Genomic DNA, 20321 nt, shown 5'->3' on the forward strand with positions numbered 1-20321 from the left:
ACTAATCCAAAAACAATAACTGTTGCCTGTAAAGGTTAAGAGATGCTTGAGCTGTATGAGGTAAAAGTCTCATGTACAGTTCTTAGGCGAGAAAGAGGGAGTAATCCCTCTGACTTAGCCGACAGATGGGGTTCTCCAAAGGTACTTTGCATTACATGAAGCAGAATGCCAGGACTGATAAGCCTTTTACTCTCAATGCTCATGTAAGGGAGAGGTTGGAAGGATGGGAACAGAGAGTTTCTGTTGTTGAATGATGGAAACAACATTTTCAACTAAAAACAGATAAAGGATTAAACATCTGTTTTATTAGATGTTCAAATTCTCATTTTTATTTACTCTTTCTTACGTAAAAATAGCAATGCCATGATAGTTCTGGTTTTTGTATTTTGGGCATGTTGTTTTTACGTACCCAATCATTCCTCCATCAACTCATCAAGCTTTTCGTCAAGTTCTCCATATGTAACTCTCTCATCATTTGGGAAAATAACTGTCACTTTTTCTTCGTAGTAGTAATCATGTTGTGTATACTCTCTAACATCTGTCTGACTTGTTCTGAATTCCAGATCTGGATAATCTTCCACATACACGACATAATCGTATGATATTACCCTTATCTTTCTATTGATATCGTATCGCATTTCATATACAATGGAACAAATGTCAAACATATTCTTGACGTCGTCGAGGGATTCCACCGTTATATAAACCATATTATCTTCAAATTTTGCATCAGTTATAGGATATCCATGCGATTGTAGTTTTGTCAAAATCATAGAACTTATTTCGTCGAGTTCCTGTTGTTCTTCTGCAGCTACGTCTGCTGCAGTTTTGTAATACTTTATTGGTCGCATCTCAGGTGCGCCATATTCGTCATAAACCATGTATCCGGTATTCACATCATCACTGATCAGATAGACAAATTGGGTTTCAAATTCCCCGCCCTTTATAATATCAACAGAATTGTACGAGATATAGTCTGAATAGATCACTGAATCATAGTCATAGACTACACCATTCGCAACAAATTTCCAGTTACCTGCATAGGTTGAGATGGGTTCATCGGCATAATTTTTGATGTATAGAGTGCAAATCGCATGGGTATAGCCGCTTGGTGCAGTTTGATATCCTATTGTCTTCTGTTTATACCATGTCATGTCGTATTCAAAATACTCGGTGTTTGTCGGTGTACTATACGAAGACGAGTCGGTTGAACTATAATCATCTGATGAGTCCGTACATCCCATTGCTAAACACGCCCCTAAAATTAAGGACAGAATCATTATTTTTTTAAAAACTTTCATCTACTACCACCTATTATTTGAACACGCCCTACCCACTACGGATGATTATTTTATTCGTTTATGGCTAATTGATTTTAGTATGGGAACATTGGTACACATATGGGAAAAATTCTTTTTAGGGACAGTTTTTTTAAACCATAGCGCAATCGTTTGGTGAAAGCCCCCTAAGTTCACCCATATCAATATTGATTTTACAGTAAAAACGATTTGTGGTCTAAGTGTAGATTTAAAGCTATGAAATTAAAATGAAATATGCAGACATAGAATATTATAAAAACAAATTGAGTCGTTTGGTCGATGAGTAATACAAAAAAAGAGAGGAAACAGGATACTTTATCTTTTCATATTGATTTTTGTAGTAATATATTCAGTTTCAATATTCTTTAACATAAATCCCATTTTTATGATTATTTCTTCATTTTTACCCATATTCTCAGTATTTGTTAGCATCATTATTTACTTTGGAAATGGTCATAAAGATACACCAAAAAAATAACTATTCTATTGTTTATAGATTAACTAATGCTGTAATGTGCTTATAAAGATGTAGATTTCCTATCTTCAAAAATATGATGCCTGTTGTGTGAACATCCTACAAACCCGTAGTGTTTTTTCAAGTTACCTATATCCCCGAAGTATTGTGCGAGGGGTAAGATTCAAACCCACAAAAAGCCATCCAAATTCCCCATATCCCATTCTTCACTTATACAAAACACATTCAGCCCTGACATAGATAACCGAAACACCCTTCACAGAAAGCTTATTCCTCACAAGCTCTTCAAGTTCCTTTATCCTGCTACCAGCAATTTCTGGATCATTGAACTCAAAGACAGTGACATCATCACAGAGTGCTTTTACAGCATCTGTAAGATCTGGTGTGGATTGCCCGCCTGTCATTGCTGCGGTCCTGTTGTCCAGTACCATTACCAGTACATCACGCTCGTTCTCGACAGCATTTATCAGACCTACGATCCCGGAATGTGCCAGTCCGAAGTCGCCTATAACAGCAACGGACTTCTTATCGAAACCTATAGCTGTGGAAATAGCAGCACCAAGTGCAAATCCAACATCAACGGCTTCAAGGGGCGCAGGAGCACTGCGTATGGAGCAGCCCATATCACCTGCTATGAAAATATCCAGATCATGAAGCATTCTGTAGACCGGCAGGAAAAGACAGTCTTCGCACAAAGAACGTGAACCCCTTTCCTCAATGGTCTCAATAAAAGTATATTCAGTTACCTTATCTTTATCGAAGTTCTCGATCGCAAAAACGATCTGTTCTTTTTCAATGCGACCATATGGGAGATGCCCGCTCATCTTTCCCAGTACATTCCCACAGATACTGATGTGGGATTCGATAAAGGCTTCACTTTCCTCAATAACGAGAACTTTTTCGTGGTCGGATATGAAATATCTCAATTTCCTGAGAGGAAGTGGGGATACAACATTAAGTGAAAGATGTGAAACCTCAAGCTGCCTTTCGGCCAATAGCTCATCTACAAGTGAAGAGGGATAGCCTGAAGATATAATGCCTGTCTTGCCTGCTTTAACAGATCGTGTCAGATAACTGTTCTCTGCTTCATCCACAAGCAATGGCTGTACCTTTATGTGAAAATGCTGGTGCTTGCCACGCATCGTCAGCTTCCAGATAGACCTGTCAAATGTAGCTTCGGCCTCTGTTTTAATGTCATTGGATCTTGTAACAGGACCCGTAGCTTTTTCCAGACGGTCAGTTATCCTGACTATGACCGGGGTCTTCGTACTTTCGGAGAGTTCGAAAGCCCTGATAAGAGAACGGTATGCAGCACCCGGATTCGACGGGTCGAATACAGCAACCTCTGCCACCTCGCCGTACCATCGTGAATCCTGCTCATTCTGGGATGCTCTGACCCCCGGATCATCGCCGGCAACGATCACTACCCCGGCACCAATGGTGTGAGTAACAGCTGTAACAAGGGGATCGGAAAGGACGTTCATACCCACATGCTTTGTGAGAACAAGAGATCTTTTGCCTGAAACCGAAGCACCCAGTGCTGCCTCCAAGGCAACCTTCTCATTCGTCATCCAGAGTGTGGGAATGTCAGGTCCGAGATTCTTCTCGAAATATTCCATTACGGCAGTGACAGGAAATCCGGCAACTCCCGTGACCATCTCCACCTTGCTGTCAATCAATGCAAAATAAAGAGCTTCCAGCCCGGTGAGTTCTGAAGTTCCGATATCCTTGTCAGTTCTGTTCATAACTTTGCTTCCAGGTCTACCGATTCGTCGGGTCGTGCGAACCATGCAAGTGATGCAAGAGCACCAATGACTCCATTGCCATCAAGCCAGACATCGACACCGTTGTCCCGTGCATATTGCATGGCAAAGTCCTTAGTAAGCTCCCCACTGCGGCATAGAGTGCTATATTCCTCCATTTTAGAGGCTTCAAAAGATGATAGTACGACCATTCCGGTCTCATCGGACACACTGTATTTGAGAAGTGCAGCCTTTAAGTCTTCAAGAAGCTCCTGCTTTGCTTCCTTGCTGACACAGCCGAACTCAAGCACTGTGGAAACACAGTTCTGTGTCTTTGCTGATACCGGAAAAAGCTGTACAAGTGAATGTGAAAGATAGACGGATTCGTTGCAGTTAAGCGCTGTTGCAATGTTGTGCGTCATGGACCATGTGGCACCCTCTTCCTTTGTATCAGTATCATCGATACCGATAAGGACACGCTCGCGCCTTGGAACTACAATAGTGCCTTTGGCAGCCCTTCCACCACCTGATTCACTCACATTGTAGCGTAGCACTCCCTGTGCAAGTGCCCTGCATTTCGTAGCACCCACACCGCCACCGCCAAGACCTGCATAGGTAATTGATATCTCATCGCCTTCGACCACAACGGACTCGATCCCTGCAGCAGCCACAGATGGCTGAAGTGACAGGTCACATACTCCGGTGTTCACAAGATAGCGGGTCATGTTCCCCACAGCACGTGCCTGCTGTATCAGGGGAGATCTTGCATAATGAAAACGTGACCATGCAGCCCCACTGTAGCAATTGGTATGCTCAATTATCTCTGCGTTCTTATTTTCCTCGTCGCAGACTGCATATATGCCCCTGTAAGGTATAGTGTAGGGGTCTGTAAGTTCTACTTCTTTCATCTGAATGGATAATTACAGGCAATGGTTTAAAAGTTTTGTCAAATAGAACAGGCAGTCAAACATAACACCCTAATTCCATATCAATTGATGAAACCTTCCTCTTTCAAGCTGACATATCTTCCATCCCCGATAATCACGTGGTCAAGCACATTGATTCCGAGTATCTTCCCGCCCTCAACAAGCTTCTCAGTAACAGCTATGTCCTCCCTGCTTGGTGACGGGTCGCCTGAAGGGTGATTATGTGTCAATATGACCGATGCTGAGGACTCCATTAGTGCTGACTTGAACACCTCACGCGGATGGACGATGTTTGCATTCAGGCTGCCTACAGAAATAACCTCTTCACGAAGGATCTGATTCTTGGTATCAAGATAAAGGGCAGTGAGCATTTCCTTTTTGAGCTCCCTGTGTTTTGGATAGAGCAGTGAATAGACATCACCGGCAGATCGTATCTTCCTTTTAGGATCATCCATGAAGACCTCCAGTTTTCTTGCAAGTTCAAAAACAGCAGCTATCTGTGTGGCCTTTGCTGGACCAATACCACGCATATTTGTTAGCTGGCTTATGTTTGCCTGGCTGAGCTGCTTCAGGTTATATTCAGAAAATATACGTGCACACATGTTCAGGACATTCTCGTCTTTTGAGCCTGTGCGAAGGATAATTGACAGCAACTCTGTATTTGATAGTGAGCCTGGGCCGTATTTCAATAAACGTTCCCTTGGTCGTTCCTCTTCAGGCATATCATGTATCCGTACTTTGTGAGCACACATGAAGCCCTATAATATAGAGGATTAATATAAAGTAGACGAGATTTAAGTTGTTGATTAATATTTTTATAAGGAATATCCTTTTTTACTTTTCGTTTTCATTTACTTTTCCGATTTCTATTTCTATTTCTATTTGCATTTCCAGAATCCAACGTACTTATATAGAGAGTTGGAAATACGGAAGAGTATGAAAGTCATCTCAGTAATAGGCTACAAGAACACAGGAAAAACGACCCTTGTTACAAGGCTGGTTCAGGAACTTTCAAAGCTTGGACGTGTGGGAACGGCCAAAATGATGCTTGATCATAGGCTTGATGATCCGAACACTGATACCGGCAAGCATTTTGATTCCGGTGCTGATATGGTCACAGCGATCACCAACAGCGAACTTGTTTCCATCCAGCGTGATCCTTCCATTGAAAAGGCCATCGATGCTCTTACAGATGCAGGTATGGACTTCGCTGTGGTCGAAGGTGCAAAGGACAGCCCTATTGCGAAGATAGTACTGGGAGATATGGATGAGGATGTTCAAAATGTGGTTGCAAAGCTGCCTGCAAGGTCTGACTGGGAACTTTCCGGGCTTGTAGAACTGATAAAGGAACAGCCGGACCATGTAACACTTGATCTTCTGATCAAGCAGATAAGAGAGACCCCTGGAATAGAAAAGGTAGGCGGTATAGGAAGCTTTACCGGAATAGTCCGTGTGGACAATGAGGACTTCCGGACCAGCCAGCTCGAGTTTGAAAGTTATGAAAAGGCTGCTGATGCAAGCATCCGTAAGATCCGCGAAGAGATCATGCAGCAGGAAGGTATTATAGATGTGCTGATCCATCACAAGGTCGGCAGTATAATGCCTCTGGAGGATATTGTGTACATTGTCGTAGCAGCAGGTCACAGGCAGCAGCTTTTCGCTGCACTTGCCGAGACCCTTGAAAGAGTAAAGTCAGAAGTACCCATATGGAAGAAAGAGATAACCGTTGACGGTAACTTTTGGGTACATGATCATGCCTGAGTTGTTATTTAGCTCAACTAAGTGATTTTCTGTTTATTTTTTATCTGTTCATTTATTTATTTATTTATTTATTATTAATTTTATTTTTGATTTGTTCATTCCTAACTTTGATCTTTCTATTGGGCTTTATTTAAAGTACAAATCTGCTCTTTTATGCAAAAATATGTCCAATGACTTAGAAAATATACTTGTATCATACGAAACCTTAAAGTATTGTTCGTGTTAACGAGTGACATGATTTATACATTTTTGAAAAAAACGTGGTGATAATTATGTTAGGAATAGATGACCCCCAGATCTGGATCGCCTACGTACTTTGCATTGTAAGCGCTCTTGGTTGTATGGTTTATGGTCTTTTGAAATGGAATGAAGAAGAGCAGGAGGACTTTTAATGACAGTTAGCACACCCCTGCTTGGAGTTATTGTACTTATCTATCTAATGATAATCTTCTATCTGGGATTATTAGGATACAAGAAAACAAAACAGATCGATGACTACATGGTAGCCGGGCGAACGATACATCCTTATATTCTTGCACTTTCCTATGGTGCGACATTTATCAGTACATCTGCGATCGTCGGGTTTGGCGGTGCTGCAGGTGCCCTTGGCATGGGTCTTCTCTGGCTTGCAGTGATGAACATCATTGTTGGTATCTTCATCGCTTTTGTCATATTTGGAAAACGAACAAGAAGCATTGGTGCCCGTCTCAATGCTGTCACATTCCCGGAATTGCTTGGAAAGCGTTTCCAGTCCCGGTTCATCCAGGGATTTTCCGGAGCCCTCATCGGCGTATTCATGCCTCTATATGCAGGGATAGTTCTCATTGGCGGAGCACGTTTTCTTGAAACAACCCTTGGTGTGAACTACGATATTGCAGTTCTTATCCTTACGATTATTGTAGCAGCTTACGTCATTACAGGTGGACTTATCGCTGTGATGTATACTGATGCATTGCAGGGTGCTTTCATGTTCATTGGAATGATAATCCTGCTTGCACTGACATATGTCAAGCTCGGAGGTGTCACTGCAGCACACGAGGCACTCACAGGCATGTCAAACCTTGTTCCTGAATCCCTTGCTGCGGGAGGTCATCTTGGATGGACAGCGATGCCGGCTTTTGGTACGCCCATCTGGTGGACGCTGGTATCAACTCTCGTTCTTGGAGTTGGTATCGGTGTACTGGCACAACCTCAGCTTGCTGTCAGGTTTATGACAGTTGAGAACGACAAGGCATTAAATCGTGCTGTCTTCGTAGGCGGACCATTTATCCTGATGATGACCGGTGTGGCTTTTACTGTAGGAGCTCTCTCAAATGTATATTTCCAGAAGACACAGGGACTTATTGCAGTGGCAGCAGCAAAAGGAAACACTGACCTCATTATGCCGGAATATATCAATGGTGCCATGCCGGAATTGTTCGTTGTCCTGCTCATGCTCACACTGCTTGCAGCTGCAATGTCAACGCTGAGCTCACAGTTCCACACAATGGGAACGGCTATCGGACATGACCTCTACCGTGAGTTCATCAAGAAAGGAGAGGTCGGAAATACAGTGAACATAACAAGACTTGGTATTGCAGTAACGATTCTTCTAAGTGTCATCCTTGCCTACATACTTCCAATAAGTATCATTGCAAGAGCAACAGCGATCTTCTTTGGATTATGTGCAGCAGCATTCCTTCCGATGTACATAGGTGCATTGTTCTGGAAGAGAATGACAAAAGAAGGTGCTATCGCAAGTATGTTAGTAGGTACTGTAAGCAGCCTGTTCTGGCTTACATTCATCCATGCAAAGGAAGCAGTCCCTCTCGGTATATCAAAAGCGATCTTCGGTATGGACACATTGCTGACAGGAACATGGACAGTTGTCGATCCTATCCTTGTGGCAACCCCTATTGCAATGATAGTTGCAGTAGTTGTCAGCTTTGCCACAAAGCCTCCATCCGAGGAACATTTAAACCTTTGTTACAGGAAATCAAGATAAAAAGGTAGTAATTCATGTGGATGTTCCTATCCACATCTTTTTTTATTTTTAAAAATGACTTAAACGTTTCTGTAAAAACATTTTAAGATAAATAAGCCTGACTCAACCAGCTCAAAAGCATGAGCTGGAAGCCTTTGTTGTGAAGTGGTAAAACATATATCAAAAATTGATATCAAGAAGATGATGTGAAAGGCAAAAGTCTATGACGGAAGTTTAGAGGGGATGGATTTATAGTTTATAATAATTATTCGACTTTTGCCTAATTTAAGTTTGCTTACATTGAATATAAATGTATTGATTTGATTATTTTATGATAGCATCGAAAACCAAAAATAAGGTCCATTACAAAGTATTGACTATGAAGATAGGGGTTGTTATCCACGGGCCTGAAGTGATCGATTCCGGTCATGCAAAACATATACTGGAGATGCTCTCAGGTATGGGAAAGGTCACTGCGAAGCTTGGTGGCACAATGGGAAAAATCGCAGTTATGGATGCGCTCATGGAAGACCGTATAGATATTAAGGAAAGCCTTAAACCCAGTAATGCTATCGATTCTCTTCTTGACACCTGTGATGCTGTTTTCCTGCTCAACCATGGGAAAACAGCAGGTAACGGGCTTGAATTTGGCAGTATTGTCATGTCCAGGCTTTCGGACAGGAACCTCAAACCCATCATACAGATCGAAAGCCCGGGCTGTGAAGATGGCAGTGTGATCTACTGGAATGATGAAGGTTACGATCTCGCAACAAAAATGGGAGATCTGCTCGCAATGCCAGTATCTGAAGGTCAGGGTCACGGGGATGTTCACATCTCGACTGTGGGCTCAAAGACCATGAGAAAGATACGGGGAGTTCATGCCGGCGAGCTTATCATGATAGAAGGATTCGTCATTGGTAAAGCTATGTCCGAGGATGTTTCCATTGTAGTGGAAAACGGTTTTGTAACCGGATTAGAGGGCGGTACCATAAAAGAGCATGGACTTGAAAAACTGCACATGTACGAATCCATGGAACCGCTTGATATCAGGACAGCCTGGGTTAAGACCGGCGCCATACGACGCAGTTTGCCTGAAGTTGGTACCGGTCCTAAAAAATGCCATACCCTGATCCATGAAAGCAACTCTTCCTTTATGGCCACTTTGATCGATCACATAGCAGAGCGATCCATAGAACTTGCTGACGGATGTAAATGTGCCATCACTGTGGGCGATGATACGACCGCAATAGCAGGCGACATTCTCTACAGATTGCATATCCCTATTGTTGGTATTACCGACGGGGATCCCGATGGTTTTTCACACACTGCACATTTTTATCCGGGATCTCAGGTCCTGCAACTTGAACCAGGATGGGATGATATTATCGGAAAGCTGATACGCAACAAACTTTTCGATGGTAATGATCGTGCAAGATTTGACAGCTTTGAGAAAATGAGGGAAAGTATTCTGGAGATTGTGGGGGAAAAGTTGGTATTGTTGACCAATTACTGACTCATTAATCTTACTCTAAGGATTGACATACTAACTCCTCCATACTAACACATCCATACGAATTCAGGGATGATTTTGAAGATTGGTCTTTAGAAATTATGCATATAGGAGAACCATATTCAATATTATATAATACATGTAGAATTGCCTAATTCGTCACACACAGTTTAAATATAATAATGACACATCTTTAATTGGGGGTAGAAAATACTCTACAGTATTACTCTACAATAGTGGTACGGTGGTGAACATGATAAGCTTTGGTGGAAAGCAATTGGGTGAATCCAACGAGGAGATCGTTGAGTCTCTCAAAAGTCTTGGAATGACACGGAATCTTGCTACGACCATTGCATATCTATCAAATGTGAAGGAAGCCTCTTCACAGGAAATAGAAATGAGCACAGGTCTTCGTCAACCCGAAGTCAGTGTTGCAATGAGAGAAATGAGAGAGAACTCCTGGATATCAGTCCATAATGAAAAAGTGACCGGCAAAGGAAGGCCTACAAAGATCTATTCTTTAACAACGCCTTTTGGAAAGATCATTAAACATTATGAACAAAAGATCCGTGAGGAAAACGAAGCAAGAATACGCATAATCAACAAACTGAAAACTCTTGCCAAATAAAGAATCCCCGGATCTAGATCCATCCGGGTTTTTTTTGTCAGGCGTGCCTGTTGGTTGTAAGAAAGAAGCTTCATACTAGCTTTGCTTTTTTTGATTTATGTGACCATATGTCGCATTAATATATTGTATCAATATATCGTGTAACTATATCGTGTAACTATATCGTAAAATTACATCGCAGTAAATATTATACTGAATTATATTACTGCACTGTATCATATTATACGATTATATCAGCCACCTGATATCGCCCTGAGAATCGTTATTGTTCCGGCATCGACTGTTCCATCAATGGGAACAGCCTGACCGTTATTTAATAATATTACTAGCTCCTGATTTATGTCCAGAATTTTCAACAGATCTTCATAGGTTGCTCCATCGGGAACATCTATGATCTGTCCTTCCGGACTTTCAGGGAAGATCTTTACTTCTACTTGCGGACTCAATCTAGTATTTCACCGCCTTCTCCTTTGAGATCCTCGAGGTTTTCGTGTATTAATTTGTCTTCCAGAATTTCGACCTTCTTTTCACCCTTACGTTCTGACTCGCGTTTGTGATACTTTGACATACATTTCACCTCATTAATAAAATGGGCTCGTATAGTTATTAATCCTTTCGAAAACCGTTATATAAACCTTTAAAAGGAAGACCGAACAGGTAATCTTTATGTCATATCAGCCGGAATTTAAATGCATGTTCAATTCACTGATATTTGATGCTGATGGAGTCCTTATGGATTCCATGCCATGTCATGCTGATGCCTGGGTACGCACATTCTCTGAAGTTGGTATTGACATTGTAAGACAGGACATCTATGATATTGAAGGTTCTAACCACGTAGGCGTCATCAAGCACATATTCAAAAAAGCTGGCCTTGAAGCAGACCCGGAAATTATCGAAAAGCTTCGGGTTCGAAAACGTGAACTGTTCTTAAAAAAGAAGAAAATTACTCCTTTTGACGGCATGTATGGTCTACTGAATACCCTTAAAAGCCACTTCCATCTTGCCGTGGTTTCCGGTTCCGATCGCCCGATCGTGGACAGTATGATCAATGAGTTCTATCCGGACATCTTCGAGGTGACAATCTCAGGTGCTGATGTTACTAATGGGAAACCGCACCCTGAACCTTACCTGAAGGCTATGAAAATACTTGAAGTCGAAAAAGGGAACTGCCTTGTTATCGAGAACGCACCACTTGGCGTAGATTCTGCAAAGAATGCCGGAATTTACTGTGTGGCAGTTTCAACCTATGTTGATGCTGAAAAACTTAAAAGAGCAGACCAGATATTCCAGGATCACAGCCAATTGCTGAAATTTCTGGCAGATCTGGAACCGCTCAAGTAAATCTTTTTGATATCATCCGCTTCAAACAAGCCTTACAGTCTCAAGGTTTGTAAGTGCTCTTGTTTCGAGGCGATACTTCTTGTGCAATGAACTTGCAAGATCAATACAGGAACGTTCATCACCGTGCTCAGTGAAAACACGCTCTGGCTGTGGCTTCATCTTCTTAATGAAATCCATCAGCTGTTTTCTGTCGGAGTGTCCTGAGAAACCATCGACTACCTGCACATCCATATTCATCTGGACGACCTCGGCTCCGTTCTTGGATGAGAGCGGGATCTCCTTCCAGCCTTTCTGGATACGTCTTCCAAGTGTACCATCTGCCTGGTAACCGACGAACACAAGTGTGTTGTTAGGATCAGGTGCAAATGCCTTGAAATATTCCATAACAGGGCCTGCATTCATCATACCGGAGGTTGCGAGGATCACACATGGGTGTGGATCATTAATGATCTTCTTTCGCAGATCATGGGAATCTACCGGCTTGAAGCATTCTGCAAGGAACGGATTCTGCCCCTTCTGGAAGATGAGTTTCCTGAGGTTATTGTTCAGGTATTCCGGATAGGTCGCATGAATGGCTGTAGCTTCCCATATCATACCATCGAGGTAGACAGGAATGTCGTCAATTATACCTTTCCTGATAGCATCTTCAAGAACTATCATGACTTCCTGACTTCTTCCAACAGCAAACGCAGGGATCAGTACAATACCATTGTTGGCAATAGTCCTTTTGACGATCTGCTGAAGGTTCTTCTCAGCTTCTTTAAGGGATGGCTGTATTGCCGAGGATGCACCATAGGTAGATTCGGTTATTACAGTTTCAACACGCGGGAACTTGTTGACAGCCGGGTCAAAGAGCCTTGTAGGACCGTACTTGTAGTCACCGGTGATAACAACATTGTGAAGACCATCACCAATATGGAAATGTGATATTGCTGAACCAATGATATGGCCGGCATTGTGGAATGTGAGCTTGATATCAGGTGCAATGTCGGTAACCTCTTCAAAACCAAGTGCAATGGTGTGCTTAAGTCCGTCACGCACATTTGAAGATTCATAAGGTATCCTTTTACCATCCTTTGCAGCCACATCGATATAATCCAGTTGTAAAAGCACCATCATGTCCCTCGTAGGTGATGTGCAGTAAATAGGACCTTCATAGCCATATTTGTAAAGGAGAGGAACAAGCCCCTGATGGTCAAGGTGAGCATGTGTCAGTACGACAGCATCGATCTGGTTAAGTGGCTGTACCTCAGGTAAATAGAGATATGGAGTCATATTATCGTCTGAACCGACGTTCACACCACAATCGATCATGACCTTTGACTCGGGGGTTGATAGCAGGAAGCAACTTCGTCCTACCTCTTTACAACCTCCCAATGATGTGACCCTTACCCACTTATCCTTTGAGGTACATTCCCTGTGAATATTGCGCCCAACGGTCTTAAGGATCTCTTTACGGTCCTTGTGGTTGGTCCGCATAAATTCCCTGATGTTATTAACAGTTCGGGATTTGATAGGCGGTGTGCGGACAACCTTTGGTGTCCAGCCGATCTTCTTTGTGATATCACGGAGCGTCTCTCCGTGCTTACCTATCACAAGTCCGGGCTTCTCCGCTTCTATGACCACTTCTCCCACATCAGGATCAAAGTGAAAATTAGTTAGAATGGAATCCTTTGGAACGGTATCTTTTATCTTTTCGATAGCATCCTCTGGAGGAACTAAGACCTTAGGGTCCGGGCGAACGACTATCCTTGTTCGAAGAGTTTTTGCAAGGTTCCTCACAATATGACCATTGTCTGCAAAATTTTTAGGATTTTCAGTATAAACAACAAGCTGTGGCCCCTCGAACTCAACACTGGTGATGGTCGTTCCATCAGGGACCTTTTCTTCTATTTTCTTTTTTAGGTCAGATAGTACATCTTCTATTGCCATTAAATAGCCTTCCTATTTCAAAAAAGTCAAAAAATGTTAAAATTTAAAAAAAATATATTAAAATTCGATCAAAACCGTAAGAACGGATCTGATCTTCATAAAATCAATATAAAGCTTTACGTTTTTCCTTAACCTCTTCCTGATCAAGTCTTTCATACTTGTCCTTTGTGATCACAACGACGTCAATACCTTCTCCGGAAGCGGAATCTCTCTTCATTGCATTGTGAAGAGCACGTATTGCAAGGTCAACTCCTTCTTCTACGGTCATGTCATCCTTATAGCGATCTTCAAGAACACCATATGCCATTGGAGAACCTGAACCTGTTGACACTGCTTTTGTCTCTTCGATCTTGCCTCCAAGTGCATCCAGTGAATAGACTGCGGGTCCGTTCTTGTCAAATCCGCCAATAAGCAACTGGACCATAAGTGGATAATATCTCTGTCCGCTCAACAGATTAGAGAGAAGTGTCGCAATACCTTTAATGGTAACTGACTCATGCCTGCGCATCTTGAAAAGCTTGGATTCTACACTAATGACACGTACGATCTGCTGTGCATCGCCTACAGAGCCTGCTGTGGTCATTCCCACAAGATCATCGATCTGGTAGATCTTCTTTGCAGTCTTGCTGGCGATAAAATTCCCCATGGTTGCTCTTTGTTCAGTAGCAAGGACTACTCCATCAGAGCACACTATACCTACAGTAGTTGTGCCTTTTAAATGTTTATCATTATCCATTAATTATACCTCATAGTAAAAAACGAGAAAATCAATAGGTAAAAATGTGTTTTGCTTCCCGCAATACAACATCCCTTTAGTGATTTTAATATATAAATTTATCCATAGTCATTTTTGAAATAACAATATAGAGGTCAATAAATTCCGACCTCATCTGCAAGATCCCGAACCCTTGCAATTGTGTCTTCACTCATTCCCCTGTCCTTCATACGCTGGATACATCTTGAAATGGTCACACTCTCTTCCCCCATTACAAGATTATCAGCATGAGCTACTATCTTTTCCTCAATGCTCACAGGAATATAATCATCCTCAGGAAGACCCAGAAGTGAAGCTTCCTGACAGGTTATACCCGCACCGATATGGTTCCTAATAATACGTATAAGACGGGGATCCAGGTCAAGATCTTCTGCGATCGATACCCCTTCCAGAGCGTGCCTTATCCCATGAGTGCGACATCTTCCAATATCATGAAGAAGGGCACCCACTTCCACGATCTCAAGATCGACATCCTTACCTGATCCCCTGTGCGCAACAGCAATTTTTACTGCCTTTTTTGAAACGACCTAACAATGACGGATAACGTTCGCTGCACAGCCTGCTTTCTCAAGCAATTCCAGGGCATCAGAAGGTGAGATCATGAATTGTTTGTTTTTAGCTCATCAAGACGTTTGGTGAGTTTTTCAACCATAGGTGAGTTGTCTTCGAACATCAGGTCCTCACCGCATGCAGGACAAAGGAACTCACATTCACTGGCATCGTTGAACTGGAACCTTACACATCCTTCAGGACAGGTGTAGAATACATTGTCTTCCTCAGATTCAAGACGTAATTGAAGATTCTTGAACAGTTTCTTTTTTTCCTTTGCAAGATGGGACTCGATGTCACTGAGGTCGAGCTGCCACAGGTAAGTAAGCCAACCACTGCTGGAATCACGCTCCCTTCTGCAAATTGCAAGCTTGTTCTCGTTCATGATGAAAAGTGTTCTCCTGACAATGTTGAGCATAACACCGGTTGCTTCGGCGATCTGCTCGTCAGTGACCTCGCCCTCCGCCGGCATCTTCTCGATCATCTCAAGCCCCTCTTCACCCATTAATTGTATCAGATATCCTCGGACGACTGGATCATTTAAATCTGTCAATAGTATCACCTTTCAAGTAAGATAGTGTGTATAAGTAGATAGTATGAATAAATATTAATTTAAGGATAGGACTCTTGGGTATTTTGTTATTTATAACTAATCCCATAACTAACTGCCATAAGATCCATGTATCTAGATATATCCGGCCTTAAGGCAGGTTCCTTATCCTGTATGTTATGTTCAATGCCTTTTTTATAACATCTTCCCGGGTTGTACCAGCAGCGAGTATTGATGCAACAGGATCATCGGGAAGTGCCTGATATCCCGGTGCAGGAATATCAGCAATGGATTCGGCCCTGATTTGCTCATAAAATGATTCATCGACAGCTACAGCTTTATCAGCATACAATACAGCCCGAATAGCATATTGGCAGATCTCAGGAGTGTTTTCCGGAAGGATGCCATCAAAGGACTGCACATGAAGATCAAAGAGATTCAGGCCTGTTGCCATTTCCACAGTATCCAGACTTCCCTGCAATCGGGCATTTACTTCTATTACAACAGGACCTGTATCGGTCAGCAGGAAATCCACGCCATTGGAACCAATGAGTCCAAATTCGGATGCGATCTTTTCAGAGATCTCATACATCTGTTGAGTATAAGGTGTCCTGTAGGGTGTGATATTACCACAGTATGCAAAAGGCAAACCGGAAAGCCAGGGAACTCCAATGAGCTGCTCGTTGGCTGCTATAGGAACTGCACGGGATCCGTCCGCCACGAGAGAAACACTTGCAGGGAAACCTGACAGGAACTCCTGGACCATGATATCCCCGGATGTCAAAGTCGGATCAAGTTCAGGGATTTCTTCCATAATAGCATTAAGGTCATCTTCATTGTGTGCTATCCTGTTCAAACGACCCCCTCCTGCACATTTAGGTTTTACCATCAGGGGGTAACCGATCTCATCAGCATCTTTCACATTACCTGAGCGAGGATGAGGGATTTCCAGAGACTCGAGCTCTTTTGCAAGAAACGATTTGTCAGAAACCTGTTTCATAGTAACAGGATCATTGTTCAGTATCTTACAGGACTGATCCCCCAGGTCCAGTTCTTCAAACCCGGAACCAAGTACGATAGCATCAGGATATACATCAAAGTTATCGATCAGTTCCAGAATGGTCTTTTTATCTATATTCTTGATATCAATGGATTCATCCGTAAGAAGGGATTGACATGCAACTGTATTTTCCTTCAGGTCCATGTCACAGAAGGCATCAATAGCATAGACATTGTAGCCAGCTTTTGTAGCCGAGCAGGCTATGTTCCTGCTACTGTATCCTAAAACAAGAACGTTCTCCAGAAAGATACCTCCTTATAGCCTGTGTGCACTGTCCTCCGGCAGAGCAAAAAGTCCCTGCTCGGTACTGATAACCGGGATCTCACTGCCCGGCTCGGATGAGAAGAACATGGGTTTCTTCAATGTTATAGTCTGATAAGTGGAAGGATCAAGGACCATTATATCATCACCTTCCACAGCCACAAGAACGGCACCAACTGCATCGTCCCTGTTGGCTATGCGTATAGCACCATTCAGTTTTTCAGTTTCTTCAAGGAACCTGGCACCACTTGCAAGGTAGATACCCTTAGAGTTCTTCCCGGAGTTCCTTATTTCTATGACACTATCTTTGAAGAGAATTATATCGCCTGGCATGAACTCAGGTAATCTCATGGAAAAAGTAATTCTGTAAAGGTCTTTTCCGTCTTTATGACTGTAAAGCGTAGGAGACTCTGAAAAGGTCCCTCCAATTTCCGATACGATGTTCTTGCATATCTGACGGGCTGCGTTTGCAGAACCAAGGTAGAGGTCAGCTCCATCCTTTGAATCAATACAATCCGTAATGAACGCAAAGCGGTCTCCTTTTTTCCATAATTTCTCTACCATATTGGCACAGATGAGCTTACAGGCATCGATCTCTTCAGGAGTCACTATTCTGTTGGCTGCCCTTATCTGCAGGATCGCCTCGAAATAGCCACCTGCCATCCGGCTACACCTGTCACAGGCTTCACGTATTATGCGAACCTCTGCCTTAAGCTCCTGATGCAGTGGTTCTCCTTCGACCATGGCATCTATCTCTACTTTTACCCTGTAGAGATGGGGCGTCATCTCTCGGGGATTAATGTAGATCTCAACATCATCTGCTTCATCGTGGACAAAAAGCTCATCCTCGACAGTTCTTATGACTATATCCTCAAGGTCTCCTTCATCCCGCCATTTATTGCGGTCAAATCGTGCATTGCACCTGGAACATATCCGTGTGTGAAGGACAAGCGGAAGCACAGCTAAAGTGAATTGTTCTAAAAAGCATTTCCTACAAACGTTTTTGTAGAGTCTCTTGGTTTCTGCCCCGCACTTTGGGCATAATGTAAGGCTCATTAGAGTTGTGAATGGTTAGTAGTTAGATATTAGTCTTTTGTACAATACAACAAACTTCATTTCCTGAATATACTCTTGGCAGAGAACTTCTGCTTTAACTTTTGTGCAAACAATGGCCTGAGATTCCAGAGAAGTTTCTTATTGCTCTTGAACAATGCTGATGCAAGCACAATGAAATCCATCTTATCAAAATTAACATCACTTACCGATTCAGCAAGACTGTTGAGATCCTCATCCGGCAGGTTGAAGAAAGTTTCCTTCACTATCAGGCTGTTCGCGATATCCTTTCCGATGGTCTCACGCCAGAGTAGCTCATATTCCCGAAGCATATCCTCTGAAACGTCACCGACTTCAATAGCCTTTGCTGCAACCTCTCCTGCCATCATTCCCGCATCCATGGCATTACTGATACCACCGCCTGTAAAGGGATCGGATTGTCTTGCAGCATCACCTGCAAGCATCAATCCGTTGGCAATGGTCCTCTCAATAGGACCACTTGCAGGAACAGCACCGGCCACTCGTTCAATGATCCTGCCTTCAGGGATATTCTTCGCAACAAAGTCGGTTAATAGATTTATCGGTCTCTTGCTACCTGACCTGTTCCCAAGTATGCCGATACCTACATTTGCAAGGTCACCACCTTTAGGAAATAACCAGATATATCCTGCAGGTGCAACTTCGTTTCCGATATAAAAATAACAGAAATCCTGATTTATACCAGAACCACTTACAAGGAATTGTGCACATGTTTCAACCTGTGAAGGCTTAAGTGATGTATCGATGCCTGCCCACCTGCCAACCTTGGATTCAACTCCATCTGCACCAATGACAATACTAGAGCGAATCGTATGTATTTCACCGTGATACATCAGGTAAACACCACATACGGTCTCATTCTCAGTGACAAGTCCGGTTACCCTTGCCTTTACCAGCACATCAGCACCAGCTTCTGCACTTTGCTCTGTAAGTGCACGATCAAATATCTTCCTGTCAAGGACATAACCGACTTCCGACCCGGCATTCTCTTCAGACATAGCTATAGTGATCCCGTTGGGAGATATGATATGGGCTCCTTTAAGTTCAGAGCAGATCCATTTTTCATCAGGTTCAATATGCTGTTGAAGTCGTTTTTTGCTTACACCCTCAGCACATCTTATAGGTGCACCTATCTCCTGTCGCTTCTCAACAAGAAGTACAGAGAGTCCATTTCTGGCAGCAGTGGTTGCTGCTATTGAACCAGCCGGTCCTGCACCTACAACAATCACATCATACCGATCTTTCATAATATTGCTCCGAAGGTCCTTATCATCTATTTCTAATGATCCGGGACGGTTGTTACATTTGAGTTATTTTATTTAAGAATATTGTAGTACAATGCTTGTAGAGGCACTGTTTTTGACTTTGAGGTTCCGTTATAAAATGATCAGTGTACAGATACAAACTATCCCTATTGCATATTAGTTTTGATATATTTGATTATACAAAATAAAAAACCTATTTAAAAAAATAATTTTATTATCTTAAAATGATAGTCAAAAGTGACAATTAAAAACACACGTAATTCTTAAAAAAGCTATCAAGACACATTTTATCCATTCAAATATAATTCATATAGATAATACAAACTGTTCATTCAGCATATTTATATAGTATTATTATTTCTACATAATAGAATATACAAGACAAACATATGTCTGTAGGATTCAATTGTAATTGTATAAAAATAAAATAGCAGTATTTGTTATTTTATTCGTTAGTATAATTACATACATAAAAGTCATCTTTAGAAAATTGAATCACGCGTACGGATAAAAAAATTGACCACATCATATTTCCTACTGTATGATGGATAGAATCAAAATGACTCTTGAATGAGAGATTTCCACATATGTCATATATAGGGACTAAAACATTGTGTTCTTTTTTTTGAATTCCAAAACAAGTTGACTTACACTATCTAAAGTGAATTTAAAGCAAGTAAATGAAAAACATTAGAAGAAATTTGAATGCACGCCATCCGGTCAACTGTACTGATTGACAGAATGCGCTGCATGCTATTGGTGGTAGGTATATGAAAAAAAGCGGCATATTAGCTTTAAGCATACTTTTGTTGCTGGCAATTGCAATGCCAGTGGTATCGGCTGGAAATTATGAAAATATGGAAGTTGTTGCGAATACAACAAGTGATGAAAGTGGTTACTATAGTTTTGAAGAAATTCCAAATGGAAACTATACGCTTGTTTCAATGAATTATTCAGACAAATGGAGAAAAGTAGAAGCTGACATTCTTGTCAATGGTTCTTCTGTGGAACAGGCATTGAACCTAAGTTCAAGAGGAGTTTCAGAAGCACAAATCGATTTATGGTATGACTTTTTGGAAAGATCATCGATCTCAGGGCAAACATTCAAAAAATCAATGTCTCTGCCATACGATCCGCTACCATATTCAGATGTGTTGCTTTTAAATGAA

19 protein-coding genes and 2 pseudogenes are annotated in these 20321 nt (G+C 42.1%); 8 read left to right on the forward strand and 13 right to left on the reverse strand.

Features of this window, described 5'->3' with window-relative positions; all coding sequences use genetic code 11:
• Positions 1 to 119: 119 nt before the first annotated feature.
• Positions 120 to 254 (forward strand): annotated as a pseudogene (locus tag E7X56_RS12370) (CRISPR-associated endonuclease Cas1); the annotation flags it as partial.
• A gap of 159 nt (positions 255 to 413) precedes the next feature.
• Here the strand turns inward: E7X56_RS12370 and E7X56_RS11365 are convergent.
• From E7X56_RS11365 to radC, 4 genes are all read right to left on the reverse strand, one after another.
• The gene (locus tag E7X56_RS11365; protein WP_135606862.1) at positions 414 to 1301 is read right to left on the reverse strand and encodes a hypothetical protein; all 888 of its coding nucleotides are present in this window, start codon (positions 1299 to 1301) and stop codon (positions 414 to 416) included.
• A 699-nt stretch (positions 1302 to 2000) separates the two neighbouring features.
• Complete coding sequence (locus tag E7X56_RS11370; RefSeq protein ID WP_135606863.1) at positions 2001 to 3539, reverse strand: thiamine pyrophosphate-dependent enzyme; 1539 nt, start codon at positions 3537 to 3539, stop codon at positions 2001 to 2003.
• Positions 3536 to 4444 carry a methanogenesis marker protein 11 gene (mmp11, locus tag E7X56_RS11375; RefSeq protein WP_135606864.1) on the reverse strand — a complete coding sequence of 303 codons (909 nt, stop codon included), beginning with the start codon at positions 4442 to 4444 and terminating at the stop codon, positions 3536 to 3538. Before mmp11 ends, E7X56_RS11370 begins: the two co-directional genes overlap by 4 nt.
• Before the next feature lie 80 nt (positions 4445 to 4524).
• Positions 4525 to 5214, reverse strand: a complete 690-nt coding sequence (radC, locus tag E7X56_RS11380) for a DNA repair protein RadC (RefSeq protein ID WP_135606865.1) — start codon at positions 5212 to 5214, stop codon at positions 4525 to 4527.
• Between the two features lie 184 nt (positions 5215 to 5398).
• Here radC and E7X56_RS11385 point away from each other — a divergent pair, with 184 nt between their 5' ends.
• The 5 genes from E7X56_RS11385 to E7X56_RS11400 all read left to right on the forward strand — a co-directional run bounded on the left by E7X56_RS11385 (position 5399) and on the right by E7X56_RS11400 (position 10324).
• The gene (locus E7X56_RS11385) at positions 5399 to 6223 is read left to right on the forward strand and encodes a molybdopterin synthase (RefSeq protein WP_135606866.1); all 825 of its coding nucleotides are present in this window, start codon (positions 5399 to 5401) and stop codon (positions 6221 to 6223) included.
• Positions 6224 to 6495: 272 nt separating this feature from the next.
• Positions 6496 to 6615: a symporter small accessory protein gene (locus tag E7X56_RS12375; RefSeq protein WP_342210531.1), complete on the forward strand. Its 120-nt coding sequence runs from the start codon at positions 6496 to 6498 to the stop codon at positions 6613 to 6615.
• A complete protein-coding gene (locus E7X56_RS11390) occupies positions 6615 to 8207 on the forward strand; it encodes a sodium:solute symporter (protein ID WP_135606867.1) in 1593 nt (530 codons plus the stop codon). The genes E7X56_RS12375 and E7X56_RS11390 overlap by 1 nt, the downstream gene beginning before the upstream one ends.
• Before the next feature lie 358 nt (positions 8208 to 8565).
• Positions 8566 to 9699 (forward strand): DUF2117 family protein, encoded by a 1134-nt coding sequence (locus E7X56_RS11395; RefSeq protein WP_167879537.1) that lies wholly within the window; start codon positions 8566 to 8568, stop codon positions 9697 to 9699.
• A 250-nt stretch (positions 9700 to 9949) separates the two neighbouring features.
• Positions 9950 to 10324 (forward strand): transcriptional regulator protein, encoded by a 375-nt coding sequence (locus E7X56_RS11400; RefSeq protein WP_091689748.1) that lies wholly within the window; start codon positions 9950 to 9952, stop codon positions 10322 to 10324.
• Positions 10325 to 10557: 233 nt separating this feature from the next.
• Here the strand turns inward: E7X56_RS11400 and E7X56_RS11405 are convergent, their stop codons facing one another.
• Together E7X56_RS11405 and E7X56_RS12245 are read right to left on the reverse strand one after the other, a co-directional pair.
• Positions 10558 to 10770, reverse strand: coding sequence for a MoaD/ThiS family protein (locus E7X56_RS11405; RefSeq protein WP_048194363.1), 213 nt, complete (start codon positions 10768 to 10770; stop codon positions 10558 to 10560).
• Complete coding sequence (locus E7X56_RS12245; RefSeq protein ID WP_256360067.1) at positions 10767 to 10892, reverse strand: hypothetical protein; 126 nt, start codon at positions 10890 to 10892, stop codon at positions 10767 to 10769. Before E7X56_RS12245 ends, E7X56_RS11405 begins: the two co-directional genes overlap by 4 nt.
• A 125-nt stretch (positions 10893 to 11017) precedes the next feature.
• On the opposite strand from E7X56_RS12245, the gene E7X56_RS11410 reads away from it, so the two are divergent.
• Positions 11018 to 11668 (forward strand): HAD family phosphatase, encoded by a 651-nt coding sequence (locus tag E7X56_RS11410; RefSeq protein WP_135606869.1) that lies wholly within the window; start codon positions 11018 to 11020, stop codon positions 11666 to 11668.
• A gap of 21 nt (positions 11669 to 11689) precedes the next feature.
• On the opposite strand, the gene E7X56_RS11415 is transcribed toward E7X56_RS11410, so the two are convergent.
• From E7X56_RS11415 to E7X56_RS11445, 7 genes and pseudogenes are all read right to left on the reverse strand, one after another.
• Positions 11690 to 13600 (reverse strand): beta-CASP ribonuclease aCPSF1, encoded by a 1911-nt coding sequence (locus E7X56_RS11415; RefSeq protein ID WP_135606870.1) that lies wholly within the window; start codon positions 13598 to 13600, stop codon positions 11690 to 11692.
• A 103-nt stretch (positions 13601 to 13703) separates the two neighbouring features.
• On the reverse strand, positions 13704 to 14336 hold the full coding sequence (gene psmB / locus E7X56_RS11420; protein ID WP_135606871.1) for an archaeal proteasome endopeptidase complex subunit beta: 633 nt from the start codon (positions 14334 to 14336) through the stop codon (positions 13704 to 13706).
• 134 nt (positions 14337 to 14470) lie between these two features.
• Positions 14471 to 14881 (reverse strand): annotated as a pseudogene (locus tag E7X56_RS11425) (HDIG domain-containing metalloprotein); the annotation flags it as partial.
• A gap of 92 nt (positions 14882 to 14973) precedes the next feature.
• On the reverse strand, positions 14974 to 15477 hold the full coding sequence (locus tag E7X56_RS11430) for a transcription factor (protein ID WP_091689744.1): 504 nt from the start codon (positions 15475 to 15477) through the stop codon (positions 14974 to 14976).
• A gap of 148 nt (positions 15478 to 15625) precedes the next feature.
• The gene (locus tag E7X56_RS11435; protein WP_135606872.1) at positions 15626 to 16678 is read right to left on the reverse strand and encodes an ATP-grasp domain-containing protein; all 1053 of its coding nucleotides are present in this window, start codon (positions 16676 to 16678) and stop codon (positions 15626 to 15628) included.
• 111 nt (positions 16679 to 16789) lie between these two features.
• On the reverse strand, positions 16790 to 17851 hold the full coding sequence (locus tag E7X56_RS11440; RefSeq protein ID WP_135606873.1) for a 60S ribosomal export protein NMD3: 1062 nt from the start codon (positions 17849 to 17851) through the stop codon (positions 16790 to 16792).
• A 56-nt stretch (positions 17852 to 17907) separates the two neighbouring features.
• Positions 17908 to 19134, reverse strand: a complete 1227-nt coding sequence (locus E7X56_RS11445; protein ID WP_135606874.1) for an NAD(P)/FAD-dependent oxidoreductase — start codon at positions 19132 to 19134, stop codon at positions 17908 to 17910.
• 788 nt (positions 19135 to 19922) lie between these two features.
• On the opposite strand from E7X56_RS11445, the gene E7X56_RS11970 reads away from it, so the two are divergent.
• Positions 19923 to 20321, forward strand: a 399-nt coding sequence (locus E7X56_RS11970; RefSeq protein ID WP_210409276.1) for a hypothetical protein, incomplete at its 3' end; no start/stop codon positions are given.

This window comes from Methanococcoides sp. NM1 (genome assembly GCF_900774285.1).
In the GTDB taxonomy this organism is placed as follows: Archaea; Halobacteriota; Methanosarcinia; order Methanosarcinales; family Methanosarcinaceae; genus Methanococcoides; species Methanococcoides vulcani.

Excerpts from the sequence above, each read along its gene's own strand:
- E7X56_RS11395 (WP_167879537.1), top strand. The coding sequence starts at position 8,566 with ATGAAGATAGGGGTTGTTATCCACGGGCCTGAAGTGATCGATTCCGGT.
- E7X56_RS11440 (WP_135606873.1), bottom strand. The coding sequence starts at position 17,851 with ATGAGCCTTACATTATGCCCAAAGTGCGGGGCAGAAACCAAGAGACTC.
- E7X56_RS11365 (WP_135606862.1), bottom strand. The coding sequence starts at position 1,301 with ATGAAAGTTTTTAAAAAAATAATGATTCTGTCCTTAATTTTAGGGGCG.
- E7X56_RS11410 (WP_135606869.1), top strand. The coding sequence starts at position 11,018 with ATGTTCAATTCACTGATATTTGATGCTGATGGAGTCCTTATGGATTCC.
- E7X56_RS11400 (WP_091689748.1), top strand. The coding sequence starts at position 9,950 with ATGATAAGCTTTGGTGGAAAGCAATTGGGTGAATCCAACGAGGAGATC.
- E7X56_RS11390 (WP_135606867.1), top strand. The coding sequence starts at position 6,615 with ATGACAGTTAGCACACCCCTGCTTGGAGTTATTGTACTTATCTATCTA.
- radC (WP_135606865.1), bottom strand. The coding sequence starts at position 5,214 with ATGTGTGCTCACAAAGTACGGATACATGATATGCCTGAAGAGGAACGA.
- E7X56_RS11435 (WP_135606872.1), bottom strand. The coding sequence starts at position 16,678 with ATGGACCTGAAGGAAAATACAGTTGCATGTCAATCCCTTCTTACGGAT.
- E7X56_RS11370 (WP_135606863.1), bottom strand. The coding sequence starts at position 3,539 with ATGAACAGAACTGACAAGGATATCGGAACTTCAGAACTCACCGGGCTG.
- E7X56_RS12245 (WP_256360067.1), bottom strand. The coding sequence starts at position 10,892 with ATGTCAAAGTATCACAAACGCGAGTCAGAACGTAAGGGTGAAAAGAAG.
- E7X56_RS12375 (WP_342210531.1), top strand. The coding sequence starts at position 6,496 with ATGTTAGGAATAGATGACCCCCAGATCTGGATCGCCTACGTACTTTGC.
- E7X56_RS11415 (WP_135606870.1), bottom strand. The coding sequence starts at position 13,600 with ATGGCAATAGAAGATGTACTATCTGACCTAAAAAAGAAAATAGAAGAA.
- mmp11 (WP_135606864.1), bottom strand. The coding sequence starts at position 4,444 with ATGAAAGAAGTAGAACTTACAGACCCCTACACTATACCTTACAGGGGC.
- psmB (WP_135606871.1), bottom strand. The coding sequence starts at position 14,336 with ATGGATAATGATAAACATTTAAAAGGCACAACTACTGTAGGTATAGTG.
- E7X56_RS11445 (WP_135606874.1), bottom strand. The coding sequence starts at position 19,134 with ATGAAAGATCGGTATGATGTGATTGTTGTAGGTGCAGGACCGGCTGGT.
- E7X56_RS11385 (WP_135606866.1), top strand. The coding sequence starts at position 5,399 with ATGAAAGTCATCTCAGTAATAGGCTACAAGAACACAGGAAAAACGACC.